We start from the raw sequence: 16,380 nt of genomic DNA on the forward strand, positions 1-16,380 counted from the left end.
TAACACTTCACATGAATGCTATCAGTAAGATAGTTCTCCAGCAAAGATTTTTCCCCCTGTAACGTTCCGAGAGCGTTGCCAAAAGCAGACGAAATTTTTGGGCACTGCAATACCGCTCGGCCACTACCGGAAGCCTTTCGGCGGCACCTTGCCAAGTACGAAATTGGATTTCGAGCCCTAGCGGTGGACATTTTTATAATGGGCAGTCTTACCTCATCGGAGCGATATGCCGCCCTCCCCTTCGAAGTCCTCCGACAAGTCGGACTCCTCTCCTGTTCGCACCCGCCCCAGTTGGCTTCGCTGGTTGGTTCGCATCACCCTCTGGATCACGGGACTAGCGGCAGCGGCAGCAGTAGGCCTAGCGCTCACAATCGCCGTGGCTCTATCGGTGGCCTACCCCAATCTACCCGACATCTCTGACTTGGCGGACTACCGCCCCAAATTGCCACTGCGGGTGTACTCAGCGGAAGGGGCGCTGCTGGGCGAGTTCGGCGAAGAACGTCGCAACCTCACACCCATCGGCGAGATTCCGCAGGTCATGAAAGACGCCGTTTTGGCGATTGAAGATGCCCGGTTCTTCCAGCACGGCGGAGTGGACTACAAAGGCGTTCTGCGTGCGGGTCTCGCCAATCTGGGCCGGGTAAAAAGCCAAGGCGCTTCCACGATCACCATGCAGGTGGCGCGTAATGTTTATCTGTCCTCAGAAAAAACATTTACTCGCAAAATTTACGAAATCTTACTAACCTTCAAATTGGAGCATTTGCTGACCAAAGATCAGATTCTTGAGATTTACATGAATCAGATTTTCCTCGGCAATCGTGCTTACGGTTTTGCGGCTGCCTCCGAAGCTTATTTTGGTAAACCGCTCAAATCCGTTTCGATCGCCGAAGCTGCGATGCTTGCCGGTTTGCCCAAGGCTCCGTCTGCCTACAACCCCATCAGCAATCCGAAACGTGCCCGCGCTCGTCAGCAGTACATCATCGAACGGATGGAAGAAAACGGCTTCATCACCGCGCAACAAGCAGAGCAAGCCAAGAAAGAAGAACTGAAAATCCGCACGGGGCCCGACAACACTCGCATCCACGCTGAATACGTGGCGGAAATGGCCCGCCAGCTGATCTTTGCCCAGTATGGCAACGAGGCCTACACACGCGGTCTCAATGTGTACACCACCCTCAATGCTGCAGAACAAGAGGCGGCCTATGTCGCCTTGCGGCGTGGGATCATGGACTACGAACGGCGCCAGCAGTACCGGGGGCCCGAAAAGTTTGTGGCGCTGCCTGCCAGCGCCCAGGAGGTGGAAGACGCCATTGATGACGCACTGGCCAACCACCCGGACAACGGCGACGTGCTCTCCGCGGTGGTGCTGGAGGCATCCGCCAAACGCATCCTGGCCGCCCGTGCCAACGGGGATTCGGTCGAGATCACAGGCGATGGACTGAAGCCTGCTCAATCCGGTCTCAGCGACAAGGCCCCTCCCAATATCAAGATACGGCGTGGGGCTGTGATCCGTGTGGTCAAGACACCCAAGGGCGCCTGGGAAATTACACAGCTGCCCGAAGTGGAAGGCGCTTTTGTGGCTCTGGACCCGCGCAACGGCTCCATTCGTGCACTGGTGGGTGGCTTCGACTTCGACAAAAACAAGTTCAACCACGCGGCGCAGGCCTGGCGCCAGCCGGGCTCCAGCTTCAAGCCCTTCATTTACTCGGTGGCGCTCGAAAAAGGCTTCACGCCCGCCACCGTGATCAACGACGCCCCGCTGTTCTTTGATGCAGGTGTCACCGGCGGCCAACCCTGGGAGCCCAAGAACTATGACGGCAAGTACGACGGCCCCATGAGCATGCGCACGGGCTTGGCGAAGTCCAAGAACATGATCTCCATCCGGATCCTGCAGGCCGTAGGCCCCAAGACGGCACAGGAATGGGTGGGACGGTTTGGATTCGACCCCGAGAAACACCCCGCCTACCTGACCATGGCGCTGGGTGCAGGCTCAGTGACGCCTCTGCAAATGGCCTCTGCGTATTCGGTGTTCGCCAACGGCGGGTACCGCATCAATCCTTGGCTGATCGCCAAGGTCACCGACCACAAGGGCCGGGTGATTTCGGAGATCACACCTCCTGCGTTGAGTGAACAGCCACGTGCCATTGATGCGCGCAACGCCTTTGTCATGAGCAGCCTGTTGCAGGAAGTGACCCGCACCGGTACCGCAGCACGCGCTCAGGCGACCCTGAAGCGGCCCGATCTTTATGGCAAAACCGGTACCACCAATGATTCGGTGGACGCGTGGTTTGCCGGCTTCCAGCCGACCATCGCAGCCGTGACCTGGATTGGCTATGACACGCCGCGCAATCTGGGCAGCCGGGAAACCGGGGGCGGGCTGAGCCTGCCGGTGTGGATCAGCTTCATGGAGCGCGCGCTCAAGGGTGTGCCTGTGATGGAGCCCACGGTGCCGCCCGGTGTCGTGAATGTGGGCGGCGAGTGGTTCTACGAGGAATACGCGCGCAACGCGGGTGTTTCGAGCGTGGGGGTGGAAGACCGATCCGCATCTCCGGCGGTAGCCCCCCAGGCGCCCCCTCCTTCTGAAGAGCGCAGTCGCATCCTGGACTTGTTCCGTAACTGATCGCCCTGACGCCCCTAGGCCACCCCTCAGGCTGGCGGGGCGGAAACCGTCACGCAGAAAACTGCAGCGACATCCCGGACTGTTGTGATGCGTCACGCGTGAGGCACGCAAAAAACTCCCCTGCGCCTTTGGTGTCCTGCCAGTGGCTGCCATCAAAACGGTAGTGGTAGCCGCCCGATCGGGCCGCCATCCACACCTCGTGCAGCGGCTTTTGCAGATTGATCACGATCTGGCTGCGATTGGGAAAGGTCAAGGTCACCATGCCCCCCGAGCGCTGGCTGTCCACATCGGCATCCGAGGTGTCGTTGATGCGATCACAACTGCGCTCGACGGCAAGCAGCAGTTGTTCGGCGTGGTCCATGAATTCGAGGTCGGTCATTACAATTTGCGCATGTTGAAAGCTCCCCAAATTCTAGTCAGGACGCTTGTCCTTGCTGCCAGTGCGGCAGCCCTCTTCGGTTGTGGCCAGCGGGGGCCGTTGTATCTGCCGACCGGCCCTGCTGCGAGCCAGCGTGCCACGCTGCCGCAAACACTCACGCCGGGCAACGACACCAACACTGCGCCGTCGCCTGCGGCCAGCGCCTCGCAGCCACGCTGAAGCATTCGATCGCCTGCGCAGAATGGCTAGGCAATGCGGTTTCGCTTGATTTCCATCAAGCACAAACCTTAGGGGTACTCGTACAGTCTGCGCTTTATTGCACCGCAGGATGGCCATGGCCCTGGAACTCTACCGCGACAAAAATCATGCTTGCCTGATGTTCACCGACCTCATCGAGGAAGATGGGCAGGCCGTGCAGGCCAATCAGTTCCTGATCGTGGACGACGACACCGGCGCCATCATCGACCCGGGCGGCAATCTCGCGTTCAACGAGCTGTTCATGGGAATGACCAAGCATTTCCCGCCGCACAAGCTGTCGTACCTGATCGCCTCGCACGCAGACCCGGACATCATCGCCTCGCTGGACCGCTGGATGACCAGCACCAAGGCCAACCTGGTGATCTCACGAGTTTGGGAGCGCTTTGCACCGCACTTCACCAAGGTGGGCAAAACCGAAAACCGCGTGATCGGTGTGCCAGACGGTGGCGGCCACCTGCCACTGGGACGCCATGAACTGGTGCTGCTGCCTGCGCACTTCATGCACTCCGAGGGCAACTTCCACTTCTACGACCCGGTCAGTCGCATCCTATTCACAGGCGACTTGGGCGTATCGATGATGTCGGGGGCCGAGGCCCGTGTGCCGGTGACTGACCTCAAGGCGCACATTCCGCGCATGGAGGGGTTCCACCGCCGCTACATGGTGTCCAACAAAATACTGCGCCTGTGGGCACGCATGGCACGGCAGCTCGACATTGCCATGATCGTGCCGCAGCATGGTGCCCCGATCATGGGCAAGGAAGCCATTAGCGACTTCTTTGAATGGATCGAGAACCTGATGTGCGGCATCGACCTGTTCGATGATCGCGCCTACCAGATTCCCACCGCGTACATCGACCCTGTGACCCGGCAGATGCGCCCTGCGCTGCGGGCAGTCAATGGGTAAATGTTGGTCAAATCGACTGCAAGCGCTACAACTACAAGCCCAAGAAGCTATAAATTTAATAGCATTCAACTTCCCGGAGATCCAGCGGCTGTCCGTCTTGCCGCTGCACCGGCTGGTGCAGCTGACCGCTTGCGCAGTCGATGCCAAAGCCGCCAGCCCAGCAGCGCACTGAGGATGACGGCATAGATGGCCACTTCACCAAAATTGTTCTTGCCTGCGCGCATCCAGAAGAAGTGCAGCACCGCCAGCCCGGCCACTGCATAGACAGTACGGTGCAGCGCCTGCCAGCGCTTGCCGCCCAGGGCCTTGATCGCGCGGTTGAACGATGTGGCAGCCAACAGGGCCAGTAACACCAGGGCCAATGTGCCCACCAGGATGAAGGGCCGCTTCGCTATGTCGTGCAGGATGTCCGGGATGTCAAAACCCATGTCGAACCAGCTGTAGCTCAGCAGGTGCAGCACGCCGTAAAAGAACACAAACAAACCCAGCATGCGCCGAAACCGCGCCAGTTGCGGGGTGGCGGTGATGACGCGCAGTGGAGTGATCGCCAGCACCAGGCAAAGCGCCCGCAGCGTCCAGTCACCGGTGGCGCGGATCAACGCCTCTGCAGGGTTGGCGCCCAGCTGGTTCGCCACCGCCGCGTAGACCAGCCATGCCAGCGGCAACAGGCACAGCACAAACACCACCGGCTTGGCGGCGGGGTGGAGCAATAGTTTTCGCATCGCGATTCAAGAACCACCGTGGCCTCGCACACCGCCCAGGACGGTAGCGAGGCCCAGGCTGTCAGTAGAACTTCTTGAGGTCCATGCCCGCGTAGAGCTGGCCAACCTGGGCTTCGTAGCCGTTGAACATCAACGTCTTGCGCTTCTTGGCAAACAAGCCGTCTTCACCAATACGCCGCTCGGTCGCCTGGCTCCAGCGGGGGTGGTCCACATTGGGGTTGACGTTGGAATAGAACCCGTACTCCTGCTGGGCCGCCTTGTTCCACGCGGTGCCTGGCTCCTTTTCGACAAAGCGGATCTTCACGATGCTCTTGGCGCTCTTGAAGCCGTATTTCCATGGCACCACCAGGCGCACGGGTGCACCGTTCTGGTTGGGCAGCACTTCGCCGTACATGCCGAAGGCCAGCAAGGTCAGCGGGTGCATGGCTTCGTCCATGCGCAGGCCTTCCACATAAGGCCAGTCCAGCACGCGCGAGCCCACGAAGGGCATGGTGGCCTTGTCGGCCAGGGTCACGAACTCGACGTACTTGGCGCTGCCCTGCGGCTCCACCCGCTTGATCAGCTCGGCCAGCGAGTAACCTACCCACGGGATGACCATGGACCAGCCTTCCACGCAGCGCAGTCTGTAAATGCGTTCTTCCTGCGCGCTGAGCTTGATCAGGTCTTCAATGCCGTACTTGCCGGGCTTCTTGACCAGGCCCTCAACTTCCACCGTCCACGGGCTGGTCTTGAGGGTGTGCGCATTGCGGGCGGGGTCGACCTTGTCGGTGCCAAATTCGTAGAAGTTGTTGTAGGTGCTCGCGTCCTTGTAGTCGGTGAGCTTCTCCATGGAGACCGCACCCGCTACTGCCGACTTGGCACCCGCCAGAGGCGCCAGCTTGCCGGGGCGCGTGACCGCCACCTGCTGCGCCAGGGCCTCCCGGCCCGCCCAAGCGGCCATGGCGGCGCCAGCAGCACCGCCCGCCATCAGCTTGAGCATCTGACGGCGGTCTTCATAGACCGAGCGAGGGGTGATTTCGGAGGAGTGCGGGTGGTTGAAACCCGAATCGCGTGAGGGGATCAGCATGGTGGCTCCGGTCATTTAGGGGGAAACAGCTGCAGCGGTAGAGCAGAACAACTGTTAGTTCGTTCCCTGGACCGCTCAGGTTACACCGAAGACGCAATAGTTGCTGTGCACCTGCAAATGCCCGACATGCCCGCCGCGCCCGTTGACGATCTGGCGGGGATCGTCAACAGCGCTCGCCCTCTCAGAGCGTGCCGTAGCTGTGCAGGCCGCTCAGGAACATGTTGACGCCCAGGAACGCGAAGGTCGTCACTGCCAGCCCCACCAGCGCCCACCAGGCAGACACTGTGCCGCGCAGGCCCTTCATGAGCCGCATGTGCAGCCAGGCCGCGTAGTTGAGCCAGACGATCAGGGCCCAGGTTTCCTTCGGGTCCCAGCTCCAGTAGCCGCCCCAGGCCTCGGCCGCCCACAGCGCGCCCAACACCGTGGCGATGGTGAAGAAGGCAAAGCCCACGGCGATGGACTTGTACATCACGTCGTCCAGGATCTCGAACGAGGGCAGGCGCGCCGCGATGCGCTTGCGGCCCAGCAGAATGCCCGCAACGATGAAGGCCGAAATGCCAAAGTACACCATCCAGTAGCTGCCGCCGTTTTCCGTCGCCCCTTGGCGGAACACGATGGGCTCGAAACACAGCACCACACCCAGCAGCCACAGCGGCGCCAGCTTGTACCAGCGGGTTTCGGTGGCCTGCTGCTTGATGAGGTAGGCAAACGCCACCATGGCCGACAGCGCGAACGTGCCATAGCCGATGAAATTGGCAGGCACGTGCAGCTTCATCCACCAGCTCTTGAGCGCGGGGACCAGCGGCTGGATCTCATGCGCCTCGCGCACCACGGTGTACCAGAGCAAGAAACCCACGGCAGCACTGACCACCAGCATCACAAAACCACCCAGCGCGCGCGTGTCGTACTGTTGCTCGTAGTACAGATAGAACGCGGCCGTCATCCAGCAAAACAGAACGAACACTTCGTAGAGGTTGCTGACCGGGATGTGGCCGATGTCCGGGCCAATCAGGTAGCTTTCGTACCAGCGCACCAGCGTGCCGATGAGCGCCATCGCCACCGCCACCCAGGCAATGCGCGAGCCCAGCATGCTCATCGTCTTGCCTTCACCGCGCGCAAACATGCCCACCCAGTAAAACGCCGTGCTGATGAAAAACAGCATGCTCATCCACAGGATGGCCGACTGGCTGGACAGGAAATACTTGAGGCCGAACACCGTGTCCGCCCGCGCCAGGCTGCCCGCCCCGTCTTGCTGGTACAGGCCAATGGCCATGAGCGCTACGGCCGCCACCACCAGCATCAGCACGCGCAGCGGGCGCCAGAACCAGCCCAGCCAGATGGTGCACGGGATGGCTCCCAGCAAAATGCCCTTTTCATAGACATCCATGAAGGCGCCATAGCGCTGCAACGCATACAGCCCGCCCACGGCCACGATGGCGGCAAACAGCCAGTCCAACCAGTTGCGGCGAGAGAAGAACCCCTCGTTCAGGGTGATCGTGGTAGCGGTCGAGGTAGAAGTCGCGGTGTTCATGCGGTGCCTTCGCGGGGCGACGCCCCGATCAGTTTTTGTGCGAGCTGGACAAACTCCTGGTCGCCGTCCATGGTCTTGCGGTTGGTGGACAGGGCCATGGTGGCGTGGGTGCGGCCATCCTGCGGGGCCACCCAGACCCACACGCGCCGCTCGCGCACGTAGAGCATGGCAAAAACGCCCAGGATCAGCAAGGCACAGCCCAGATAGACAACATTCTTGCCAGGGGCTCGCGCCACCTGGAACACGCTGGCCTGGACCTGGGTGAAGTCCTTGAGTTCAAACGCCAGCGGCGCTGGGTAGATCTGCGCATCGCTGAGCGAAAGCACGGCCTGGGTCATAAAACCCCGGGTCTGCTCGTCCTGCGGCAGCGGCGGCAGGCCCTCACGCTGGCGGGTCAACTGGGCCAGCTCGAACAGCGTGCCGTTCAGGATGCGCACCAGCACCTCACCTGCGCGCGCACGCTCCGCCTCGGGTACATTGGCCTCCATGAAGTCCGAGATGGCCTGCAGCCCGCCCGTGGGCTTGCCATCGACCACACCACGCCCTGCGAACAACGCCAGTGCGCGCACAGCTGACTGCTGCAGTTGCTCGGCCAGATCGGGGCGCGAGGCATCCATGGCCTGGGACACGTAGCGGCGTACCGCCTGCTCCCGGGCCTGGGGGTCGGCCAGGGCAGCCTTCATGCGCATGAAACCGTCCATGCTGCCCTTGTCATCCGCCGGCACCCGCAGGTAGCGGAAGGGCTCTGCCGGGGACTCGCGCACCCCCAGCAGGAACACCGGCACGCCGTCGCCGGTGTCCACTGGCAGCATGTAGTTGTGAAACTCCCGAGCCTGTCCGGCCGCATCACGCAGCTTATAGCTCACGCTGGGGCCGACGTTGCGCAGTTCTTTCTTGGTGACGGTCTTGTTGGCGGCGCCCAGGCGCGACTCCACCGACTCGCGCAGGTCCACCTTGCGCACGTCGGCACCGCTACCGCCCGGGCCAGCGCCACCAAAGTTCTCGACGTTGATGGTGCGCAGCGCCGTGAACTCCAGCGTCAGCGTATCGCTGCCGGGGCCGCCGCCCTTGTTGGTGAGCTGCGTGGAGTTGCCCACCACCCCTTCGACATCGAAAGGCTTGGCCCCCGCCACCATGGGTACGGCGCGCAGCTTGAGGTGCGAGCCGCCGTCGTCAAAGCTCGACTGGTAGATCTCAATACCCTTGTAGCTGGCCGGGTGGTTCACCTCCACACGGGCGGGCGTTTTCTCGCCCGTGTCCTTGTCGTGGATGATGATTTCGCTGGCGAACAGCTTGGGCATGCCTGTGGAGTAGTGCTCCACGATGAACTTCTTGAGCTCGATCGCGAACGGCAGGTCCTGCAGCAGCACACCGTCGGACTGGCTCAGGATGGCCGTGCTCGACTGCGTGCCCTCGGCCACGAGCAGGTTGCCCCGGAAGGTGGGGTTGCGCTCGGACAGGCGGTGCTCGGGCTTCACATCGGCGATCAGTCCGCCCCCGGTGTAGACCGACTTGCCCCCCAGCAGCATCTGCGCCCGCACGATGAGGTCGCCGTCCAGCAGGCCACCCACACACACCAGCACGATGGCGCTGTGCGCCGCGATGTAGCCGATCTTGTTGGCCGCCCCCGCCTTGGCCGCCACCATCCAGCCGGTGCCTGGGCCGGCGGCAGTGTCGCGCTGCTGCAGGCGCACCTTCCATCCGCCACCCGCCAGCAGCGTGCCAATGCGACGTGCCTCGGCCTCGGCAGAGTCGCTGAGCGCAGCCTCAGCCTTGTGGTGAAACGCCTTCAGGCTTTGCTCGCGGATGTTCTCTTTGTAGACCTTGAGGTCGGTGAGGATCTTGGGCGTGTTGCGGGCAATGCACAGCGAGGTGCTGATCACTAGGAACGCCAGGATCAGCAGGAACCACCAGGCGCTGTACACCGCGTTGAGCTGGATGGCGCCAAACAACTCGGCCCAGAACGGTCCGAACTGGTTGACGTAGTTGGCCGAAGGTTCGTGCTGCTTGAGCACCGTGCCGATGACCGAGGCGATGCAGATCACCGTCAGCAGCGAGATGGCGAACCGCATCGAAGACAGCAGCTCGACCCCGGCGCGCAGGGCCTGGGAGCCGGACTTCATGCGAAGGCCCTGGGTGTTGTCGGACATGGGTGGGTGCGGTGTCTGCGAAGCGCGAAAGAAAAAGGGCGGGACCATCGCTGCGATGGACCCGCCCTTTTTGGGGTTGTTATTGGCGGTAGGTTCCGTGCCGCCCGGTCAATCAGGCCGGGGCATGACAAATATCAAGCAATCACTCAACGCAGGCCGGCGATGTAGTCCGCCACGGCCTTGATTTCCTTGTCGTTGAGCTTGGCGGCGACCTGGGTCATCTGGATGCTGTTGGCGCGCGAGCCGTCGCGGAACATGTTCAGCTGCGACACCGTGTAGTCGGCGTGCTGGCCCGACAGGCGGGGGTACTGCGCAGGGATGCCAGCGCCATTGGGGCTATGGCAGCCAGCGCACGCGGCGATCTGGCGGTCGGCAATGCCGCCGCGGTAGATGCGTTCACCCATGGCCACCAGGTCCTTGTCCTTGGCAAAGCCGGCCTTGGCGGGCTTGGACGTGAGCCAGTAGGCGATATTGCGCATGTCGTCATCCGACAGGGCCGTAGCAAAGCCCTTCATGATGGCGTTGTTGCGCTTGCCGGACTTGAATTCCTGCAGCTGCTTGACCAAGTATTCGGGGTGTTGCTGCGACAGCTTGGGATTGGCCGCGATGGCCGAGTTGCCGTCTGCGCCGTGGCAGGCCGCACACACCGCAGTGAAGCTGGCCTCGCCCTTGACGAGATCCGGCTTGGCCGCTTTGGGTGCGTCACCCGCTGCAAAGGCCGAAAAAACAGGTGCTGCCAGTGCGGCAGCCGTCAGCAATGAGGCGAGCAACTTCATATCGAGGGTGTGTGTTTATGTGCGCAAAACCTCGCGATTCTACAATGATGGTTCTTTCTCTCCCAACTCCCCATGACGACACCCCCCTCTGCGCCAGTTGCTGGCTCTCTCCCGCCCGCACCTGACGCCAAAATCGCCATGGGCTGGATGCACACCGCCAGGTTCCTCACCACGGCGGCGCAGCTGCACCACCTGCCGCCCATCGACGTACCCGAAATCGCTTTCGTGGGCCGTTCCAACGCGGGCAAGTCCACCTGCATCAACACCCTCACCCAGCAAAAGCAGCTGGCGTTTGCCTCCAAGAAGCCTGGGCGCACCCAGCACATCAACCTGTTCTCGCTGGGCAAACAAGGGGTGATGGACGCCGTACTGGCCGACTTGCCCGGCTATGGCTACGCCGCCGTGTCGCGCTCGGACAAGGTGCGCTGGCAGCAAGTGATGGTGAATTACCTGGTCAGCCGCCCCGGCCTCACGGGCATCGTGCTGCTGTGCGACCCCCGCCTGGGCCTGACCGAACTGGACGAGGCGTTGCTCGAAGTGGTGCGCCCCCGCGTGGAAGAAGGCCTCAAGTTCCTCATCGTGCTGACCAAGGCCGACAAGCTCACGCGCGCCGAACAGGCCAAGGTGCTGTCGATTACGCGACTGCACGCCGGCGGTGGCGAGGTGAAGATGTTCTCGGCCCTCAAAAAGCAAGGGGTGGATGAAGTGGCCCAGTTGCTGTGGCAGTGGGCGCACCCGGTGAAGCCCCTCGCCGAAGAGCCCCCTGCGGCTGCGGCCAGTAGCGGCCCCGTACAGCCTTCGCCCACCAGCGAATCCGAGACCAACTAGCCGCAAGCGCAATTGCATCATGCGCTGGCAGCTACAGAATGCATAGCGCCATGATCCAAGATTGCCCTGTTGACCTCCCCCACGGAATCACCCTGCACTGCCGCGTGAGCGGCATCCCCGGGCGCCCGGTGCTGCTGTTCCTGCACGGGTTCCCCGAGGGGGCCTTCATCTGGGACGAACTGCTGCTGCACTTTGCCCGCCCCGAAAACGGCGGCTACCGCTGCGTGGCGCCTTACCTGCGCGGGTTTGGCCCGTCCAGCAGCCCGCAGGTGGTGGACGCGTACCGCGCCAAGCACCTGGTGCAGGACCTGGTGGCACTGATCGCCCACGAATGCCCCGGCAGCGCGCTGGAATGCCTAATTGCGCATGACTGGGGCGGCGCCGTGGCGTGGAACCTGGCCAACCAGCAGCCCCAGCTGATGAAGCGCCTGGCCATCATCAATTCGCCCCACCCCGGCGCGTTTGTGCGCGAGCTGTCGCACAACGCAGCCCAGCAGGCGGGCAGCCAGTACATGCACTTCTTGTGCAGGCCCGATGCCGAGGCCCTGCTGGCCGAAGACGACTTCCGCCGCCTGTTTGCCTTTTTCAACGCCCCAGATGGCAGCGCGCCCGCATGGCTGACCGACGAGGTGCGCGCCCAGTACCGCGCCCTGTGGCAGCAAGGGCTGCAGGGTGCCTGCAACTACTACCGCGCCAGCCCCATCCGTCCGCCGCGCGAGGGCGACCCAGGCGCCCAGGCCATCACCCTGCCCGAGTCGATGTTGACGGTGGACGTGCCCACGCTGGTGCTCTGGGGCATGGACGACCCGGCCCTGCTGCCTGGCCTGCTCGACGGCCTGCCCGGCTGGATTCCCCGGCTGCAGGTGCAGCAAGTAGAGCAGGCATCACACTGGGTCGTGCACGAGCACCCCGAACGCGTGGCCGTGGAGCTGCAGCGTTTTTTGCTATCCAAACAATAGCTATCAGCGCATGATGCACTAGCGCATCAGGCTGTTTTTGCTGATATTTCAACGGGAATACACCGAGGGCTCGCCCTCCGGGCGGGTCTTGAAGCGCTTGTGCACCCAGTAGTACTGCTCGGGCATGGTGTCGATCACGGTCTGCAGTTCGCGGTTCATACGGGCCGTGTCGCCCTCGGCATCATCGGTGGGGTAGTTGGCCCAGGCGGGCGAAACCTCGGCCACGTACCCGGTGGGCGTCATGCGCGAATACACGCCCACCACCTTGGCGCGGCCCAGCCGCGCAAACCGCGACAGCGACGGAATCGTGGCTGCCGTCACGCCGTAGAACGGCACAAACACCGAATCGTTGCGGCCGTAGTCCATATCGGGCAGCAGGTACAGCAAGCCGCCCTTGCGCAGGTTGGCGATGATGGGTTTGACGCCGTCCGAACGGTTGAGCATGCGCACATCGCCAAAGCGCTGGCGCCCCGCCATGAACCAGGCATCCACCGCCGGATCAGGATGGGTGGCAAAGATGGACGTGAACGCACGGCTGCTGCGCAGCGGCAAGGCCAGCCCCCCCGCGTCCATGCCGTAGAAATGCGGCGCAAACAGAATCGTGGGCGTGTCGCCCTCCAGCTCGTGCACCGCTCCGGTCAAACGCACACGCTGCTCCACCACCGAACGCGGCGCGGCCCACAGCCAGCTGCGGTCCAGCCAGGTCTGGCAGAACGCGACAAAGCTGGCCCGCGCCACGGCGCGGCGGCGCGCTTCGGTCCAGTCAGGAAAACACAGCGCCAGATTGCGCAGCGCCACCTTGCGGCGGGGCGCCACCAGCACAAACGCCACCTGCCCCAGCAGCCAGCCCATGCCGCGCAACACCGGCAGCGGCAGCAGCGCCAGCACCCGCATGAACCCCACGCCCAAACGCCCTGTGAGGCCCTTCATGCTGCGCCCCCTGCGGCCGGCTCCGCCGCAGCAGCCTCGCCGCGCGGCTGCTTGTAGCGGCCATAGCCCCACAGGTATTGCTCGGGGCATTGGCGGATGAGATGTTCCATGGCCTGGTTGATTTGCAGCACGGCCTGGTCCATGCCGGCGGACAGCGGCACGGAAAGTGGCTCGAAATGCGTGACATAGCCACGCCCCCAGGGCAGGCGCTCGCAGCGCGCCAGCACCACGGTCGCGCCGGTCTGTTGCGCCAGGCGCACGGCCAGGGTCATGGTGTAGGCGTCGCGCCCAAAAAATGGAGCCCACTGGCCCTGCCCCTCGGGTGGCACCTGGTCAGGCAGCAGGCCCACGGCCTCACCCCGGCGCAGGGCCTTGATCATCTGGCGCACCCCCGCCAGCGTGGTGGGCACGGCCAGCATGCCAGGGCGGTTGCGGGCGGTCTCCATCACCTTGGCCAGCCAGGCCTGGCGCGCCGGGCGGTACAGCACGGTGATGGGGCCACGCTCCGCGCTCCAGCGGCGCGCGGCGGCCTGGGCCGAAAGCTCAAAGCACCCCTGGTGTGGGGTCAGAAACACGATGCCGCGACCGGCGGCGTAGGCTTGTTCCACACAGGCCTCGCCCGTGAGTGCGCAGGGCATGGTCGCGCCCATCCACAGGCGCGGCAGCTCGGCCACCATGCGGCCCGCATGGGCCACAGCGGCGCGCACATCGCCAAACGCATAGCCCGCCAACGCCGAGTTGGCAAGAAACCGGCGCCGGTAGGTGGGAGACGCCACAAACGCCACCCAGCCCATGGCCGCGCCCATGATGTGCAGCAACCACAGTGGAAATACGGAAAAGAATCGGAAGACGACTGGCATTAAAATAACGGGGTCGCTGAGTTAAATGAGCAACTTGCAGGGCGACGTTAAAAAAATCTGCTAAAGCGTTCGCCAGATCTCCTTCGGGGTGAGGGCAACGCCCCAAATGCCGGAACACAGGAGTTTATTCAAATGGCGAACGACTTTCTCTTTACCTCGGAATCCGTCTCCGAAGGCCACCCCGACAAGGTGGCCGATCAGATTTCGGATGCGATTCTTGACGCGATCTTCAAACAAGACCCCCGCAGCCGCGTCGCCGCAGAAACGCTGACCAACACGGGCCTCGTGGTGCTGGCCGGCGAGATCACCACCAACGCGCATGTGGACTACATCCAGGTGGCGCGCGACACCATCAAGCGCATCGGCTACGACAACACCGACTACGGCATCGACTACAAGGGTTGCGCCGTGCTCGTGGCGTACGACAAGCAGTCCAACGACATCGCCCAGGGCGTGGACCACGCGAGCGACGACCACCTGAACACGGGCGCCGGTGACCAGGGCCTGATGTTCGGCTACGCCTGCGATGAAACGCCCGAACTGATGCCCGCGCCCATCTATTACGCGCACCGACTCGTCGAGCGCCAGGCCCAGCTGCGTAAGGATGGCCGCCTGCCCTTCCTGCGCCCTGACGCCAAGTCGCAAGTGACGATGCGGTATGTGGACGGCAAGCCCCACAGCATCGACACCGTGGTGCTCTCCACCCAGCACCACCCTGACCAGAGCGAAACGCAAACCAAGATGAAGGCCTCGTTCACCGAAGCCATCATCGAAGAGATCATCAAGCCCGTGCTGCCCAAGGAATGGATCCAGGACACGCGCTACCTGATCAACCCCACCGGACGTTTTGTCATCGGCGGCCCACAGGGCGACTGCGGCCTCACGGGCCGCAAGATCATCGTGGACACCTACGGCGGTGCCTGCCCCCACGGCGGTGGCGCGTTCAGTGGCAAGGACCCAACGAAGGTGGACCGCTCGGCCGCCTACGCTGCCCGCTACGTGGCCAAGAACGTCGTGGCCGCAGGCCTGGCCCGCCAGTGCCAGATCCAGGTGGCCTACGCGATTGGCGTGGCCGAGCCGATGAACATCACGGTCTACACCGAAGGCACGGGCATCATCCCCGACGACCAGATCGCCAAGCTGGTGCGCGCACACTTCGACCTGCGCCCCAAGGGCATCATCCAGATGCTGGACCTGCTGCGTCCGATCTACGAAAAGACGGCCGCCTACGGCCACTTCGGCCGCGAGGAACCCGAGTTCAGCTGGGAAAAGACGGACAAGGCGGCTGCGCTGCGCGCAGCAGCGGGCCTGTAAAGGCTCCGAGCGAAGCGAGCTTGTCCGGCTTTCGGCGCAGGCTCATATCGCGCAGCGATGTGAAGGGCCACAAGGCCCGTGCCGCAGCCAACGTACGGGCAAGGCTGTAAAGCCCGCAGCGCGAGTCGCGCGGTATCGGTCTTCGTGCGCTGTTCATATCGCGCCAGCGATGTGAGCGCAGACCCAAACACCGCCAAAGCCGCCCCACCTCCCAGGCCGCAACGCCCCGCGTTGCGGCTTTTCTTTTGGCGCTTCACCGCAGCCCGCCAGCGGCACTCTCCTACACCTGCCGCACGCCTGCGCTGACGGCGCGCACTACCGCCCATCGGTATCGTTCCTGCACACCTTCCGCAGCCCCGAGCTGCCTCAACATCCACTGCAAGGAGCGACCACCATGCTGAAGTACGCCATCATTTTTGCCCTGATTTCCCTCGTGGCCGGGGCCCTGGGTTTCAGCGGGGTTGCCGCAGGCGCGGCGGGCATTGCCAAGGTCCTGTTTGTGCTGTTCCTGGTGATTGCCGTGGTGTTTGTGGTGCTCGCCGCCATCGGCGTGGGCGCTGCCCGCAAGGTGCTCAAGTAAGGCCACGCGCCGCCCTCCGCACCACTGCACAGCCCACCATGACTGATACCACCAACATCTTCGAAGCCCTGCGCGAAAGCCACGAGCGCCAGCGCGCGCTGTACAGCGCACTCACCAACACCAGCGGCGACACGCCCGAGCGGCGCGATCTGTTCGATCGGCTCAAGAAGGAGCTCGCCGCCCACGCCCAGGCGGAGGACCGCCACTTCTACATCCCGCTGATGGCGCACGACGCAGGCATTGATCTGTCGCGCCACGCCATTTCCGAGCACCACCAGATCGATGAGCTGGTGGAGTCGCTCGAAGACACCGAGCCCTCCAGCCCTGCATGGCTACCCCTGGCCAAGAAGCTGGCCGAGAAGGTAGAGCACCACCTGAAAGAAGAAGAACACCGCTTCTTCCAGATGGCGGGCAAACTGCTGACGGAAAAGCAGAAAACCGCGCTGGCTGCTGACTACCGGGCGGACTACGAAGAAGCCCTGGCCGCGACGGCCTGACGCCTA

Annotated in this window: 16 protein-coding genes; 8 read left to right on the forward strand and 8 right to left on the reverse strand. The window is 63.3% G+C overall.

Going from position 1 to position 16,380, the window contains the following annotated elements:
• Positions 1 to 226: 226 nt before the first annotated feature.
• The gene (locus DNK89_RS08950) at positions 227 to 2,620 is read left to right on the forward strand and encodes a penicillin-binding protein 1A (RefSeq protein ID WP_110959753.1); all 2,394 of its coding nucleotides are present in this window, start codon (positions 227 to 229) and stop codon (positions 2,618 to 2,620) included.
• A gap of 49 nt (positions 2,621 to 2,669) precedes the next feature.
• Here DNK89_RS08950 and cyaY read toward each other — a convergent pair whose 3' ends face one another.
• Positions 2,670 to 2,999, reverse strand: coding sequence for an iron donor protein CyaY (gene cyaY, locus DNK89_RS08955; protein WP_110959754.1), 330 nt, complete (start codon positions 2,997 to 2,999; stop codon positions 2,670 to 2,672).
• 12 nt (positions 3,000 to 3,011) lie between these two features.
• Between cyaY and DNK89_RS08960 the strand changes: the two genes are divergently transcribed.
• Both DNK89_RS08960 and DNK89_RS08965 read left to right on the forward strand, forming a co-directional pair.
• Complete coding sequence (locus tag DNK89_RS08960; RefSeq protein WP_110959755.1) at positions 3,012 to 3,218, forward strand: lipoprotein; 207 nt, start codon at positions 3,012 to 3,014, stop codon at positions 3,216 to 3,218.
• 115 nt (positions 3,219 to 3,333) lie between these two features.
• The gene (locus tag DNK89_RS08965; protein ID WP_015012654.1) at positions 3,334 to 4,161 is read left to right on the forward strand and encodes an MBL fold metallo-hydrolase; all 828 of its coding nucleotides are present in this window, start codon (positions 3,334 to 3,336) and stop codon (positions 4,159 to 4,161) included.
• A gap of 65 nt (positions 4,162 to 4,226) precedes the next feature.
• Here the strand turns inward: DNK89_RS08965 and DNK89_RS08970 are convergent, their stop codons facing one another.
• The 5 genes from DNK89_RS08970 to DNK89_RS08990 all read right to left on the reverse strand — a co-directional run bounded on the left by DNK89_RS08970 (position 4,227) and on the right by DNK89_RS08990 (position 10,406).
• A complete protein-coding gene (locus DNK89_RS08970; protein ID WP_110959756.1) occupies positions 4,227 to 4,883 on the reverse strand; it encodes a sulfite oxidase heme-binding subunit YedZ in 657 nt (218 codons plus the stop codon).
• A gap of 61 nt (positions 4,884 to 4,944) precedes the next feature.
• A complete protein-coding gene (msrP, locus tag DNK89_RS08975) occupies positions 4,945 to 5,949 on the reverse strand; it encodes a protein-methionine-sulfoxide reductase catalytic subunit MsrP (RefSeq protein ID WP_110959860.1) in 1,005 nt (334 codons plus the stop codon).
• 181 nt (positions 5,950 to 6,130) lie between these two features.
• Positions 6,131 to 7,480 (reverse strand): c-type cytochrome biogenesis protein CcsB, encoded by a 1,350-nt coding sequence (gene ccsB / locus DNK89_RS08980; RefSeq protein ID WP_110959757.1) that lies wholly within the window; start codon positions 7,478 to 7,480, stop codon positions 6,131 to 6,133.
• Positions 7,477 to 9,630, reverse strand: coding sequence for a cytochrome c biogenesis protein ResB (locus DNK89_RS08985; RefSeq protein WP_110959861.1), 2,154 nt, complete (start codon positions 9,628 to 9,630; stop codon positions 7,477 to 7,479). The genes ccsB and DNK89_RS08985 overlap by 4 nt, the downstream gene beginning before the upstream one ends.
• Positions 9,631 to 9,776: 146 nt before the next feature.
• Complete coding sequence (locus DNK89_RS08990; protein ID WP_015012649.1) at positions 9,777 to 10,406, reverse strand: cytochrome c; 630 nt, start codon at positions 10,404 to 10,406, stop codon at positions 9,777 to 9,779.
• 72 nt (positions 10,407 to 10,478) lie between these two features.
• Between DNK89_RS08990 and yihA the strand changes: the two genes are divergently transcribed.
• Both yihA and DNK89_RS09000 read left to right on the forward strand, forming a co-directional pair.
• Positions 10,479 to 11,234 carry a ribosome biogenesis GTP-binding protein YihA/YsxC gene (yihA, locus tag DNK89_RS08995; protein ID WP_110959758.1) on the forward strand — a complete coding sequence of 252 codons (756 nt, stop codon included), beginning with the start codon at positions 10,479 to 10,481 and terminating at the stop codon, positions 11,232 to 11,234.
• Between the two features lie 50 nt (positions 11,235 to 11,284).
• A complete protein-coding gene (locus DNK89_RS09000) occupies positions 11,285 to 12,193 on the forward strand; it encodes an alpha/beta fold hydrolase (RefSeq protein WP_110959759.1) in 909 nt (302 codons plus the stop codon).
• A 48-nt stretch (positions 12,194 to 12,241) separates the two neighbouring features.
• Here DNK89_RS09000 and DNK89_RS09005 read toward each other — a convergent pair whose 3' ends face one another.
• Both DNK89_RS09005 and DNK89_RS09010 read right to left on the reverse strand, forming a co-directional pair.
• Positions 12,242 to 13,123: a lysophospholipid acyltransferase family protein gene (locus DNK89_RS09005; protein WP_110959760.1), complete on the reverse strand. Its 882-nt coding sequence runs from the start codon at positions 13,121 to 13,123 to the stop codon at positions 12,242 to 12,244.
• Positions 13,120 to 13,983 carry a lysophospholipid acyltransferase family protein gene (locus DNK89_RS09010; protein WP_110959761.1) on the reverse strand — a complete coding sequence of 288 codons (864 nt, stop codon included), beginning with the start codon at positions 13,981 to 13,983 and terminating at the stop codon, positions 13,120 to 13,122. Before DNK89_RS09010 ends, DNK89_RS09005 begins: the two co-directional genes overlap by 4 nt.
• A gap of 132 nt (positions 13,984 to 14,115) precedes the next feature.
• On the opposite strand from DNK89_RS09010, the gene metK reads away from it, so the two are divergent.
• The 3 genes from metK (at position 14,116) to DNK89_RS09025 (ending at position 16,374) form a co-directional block, all read left to right on the forward strand.
• Positions 14,116 to 15,297 (forward strand): methionine adenosyltransferase, encoded by a 1,182-nt coding sequence (gene metK, locus DNK89_RS09015; protein ID WP_110959762.1) that lies wholly within the window; start codon positions 14,116 to 14,118, stop codon positions 15,295 to 15,297.
• A 394-nt stretch (positions 15,298 to 15,691) separates the two neighbouring features.
• Positions 15,692 to 15,877: a DUF1328 domain-containing protein gene (locus DNK89_RS09020; RefSeq protein WP_010462162.1), complete on the forward strand. Its 186-nt coding sequence runs from the start codon at positions 15,692 to 15,694 to the stop codon at positions 15,875 to 15,877.
• A gap of 38 nt (positions 15,878 to 15,915) precedes the next feature.
• The gene (locus DNK89_RS09025) at positions 15,916 to 16,374 is read left to right on the forward strand and encodes a hemerythrin domain-containing protein (protein WP_110959763.1); all 459 of its coding nucleotides are present in this window, start codon (positions 15,916 to 15,918) and stop codon (positions 16,372 to 16,374) included.
• Positions 16,375 to 16,380: the final 6 nt, after the last annotated feature.

Origin of the sequence: Acidovorax sp. ST3 (assembly GCF_003231145.1) — a bacterium.
Lineage (GTDB): Bacteria > Pseudomonadota > Gammaproteobacteria > Burkholderiales > Burkholderiaceae_C > Acidovorax.

Coding starts and splice junctions, on each gene's coding strand:
- DNK89_RS08950 (WP_110959753.1), top strand. CDS start 227: ATGCCGCCCTCCCCTTCGAAGTCCTCCGACAAGTCGGACTCCTCTCCT.
- cyaY (WP_110959754.1), bottom strand. CDS start 2,999: ATGACCGACCTCGAATTCATGGACCACGCCGAACAACTGCTGCTTGCC.
- DNK89_RS08960 (WP_110959755.1), top strand. CDS start 3,012: ATGTTGAAAGCTCCCCAAATTCTAGTCAGGACGCTTGTCCTTGCTGCC.
- DNK89_RS08965 (WP_015012654.1), top strand. CDS start 3,334: ATGGCCCTGGAACTCTACCGCGACAAAAATCATGCTTGCCTGATGTTC.
- DNK89_RS08970 (WP_110959756.1), bottom strand. CDS start 4,883: ATGCGAAAACTATTGCTCCACCCCGCCGCCAAGCCGGTGGTGTTTGTG.
- msrP (WP_110959860.1), bottom strand. CDS start 5,949: ATGCTGATCCCCTCACGCGATTCGGGTTTCAACCACCCGCACTCCTCC.
- ccsB (WP_110959757.1), bottom strand. CDS start 7,480: ATGAACACCGCGACTTCTACCTCGACCGCTACCACGATCACCCTGAAC.
- DNK89_RS08985 (WP_110959861.1), bottom strand. CDS start 9,630: ATGTCCGACAACACCCAGGGCCTTCGCATGAAGTCCGGCTCCCAGGCC.
- DNK89_RS08990 (WP_015012649.1), bottom strand. CDS start 10,406: ATGAAGTTGCTCGCCTCATTGCTGACGGCTGCCGCACTGGCAGCACCT.
- yihA (WP_110959758.1), top strand. CDS start 10,479: ATGACGACACCCCCCTCTGCGCCAGTTGCTGGCTCTCTCCCGCCCGCA.
- DNK89_RS09000 (WP_110959759.1), top strand. CDS start 11,285: ATGATCCAAGATTGCCCTGTTGACCTCCCCCACGGAATCACCCTGCAC.
- DNK89_RS09005 (WP_110959760.1), bottom strand. CDS start 13,123: ATGAAGGGCCTCACAGGGCGTTTGGGCGTGGGGTTCATGCGGGTGCTG.
- DNK89_RS09010 (WP_110959761.1), bottom strand. CDS start 13,983: ATGCCAGTCGTCTTCCGATTCTTTTCCGTATTTCCACTGTGGTTGCTG.
- metK (WP_110959762.1), top strand. CDS start 14,116: ATGGCGAACGACTTTCTCTTTACCTCGGAATCCGTCTCCGAAGGCCAC.
- DNK89_RS09020 (WP_010462162.1), top strand. CDS start 15,692: ATGCTGAAGTACGCCATCATTTTTGCCCTGATTTCCCTCGTGGCCGGG.
- DNK89_RS09025 (WP_110959763.1), top strand. CDS start 15,916: ATGACTGATACCACCAACATCTTCGAAGCCCTGCGCGAAAGCCACGAG.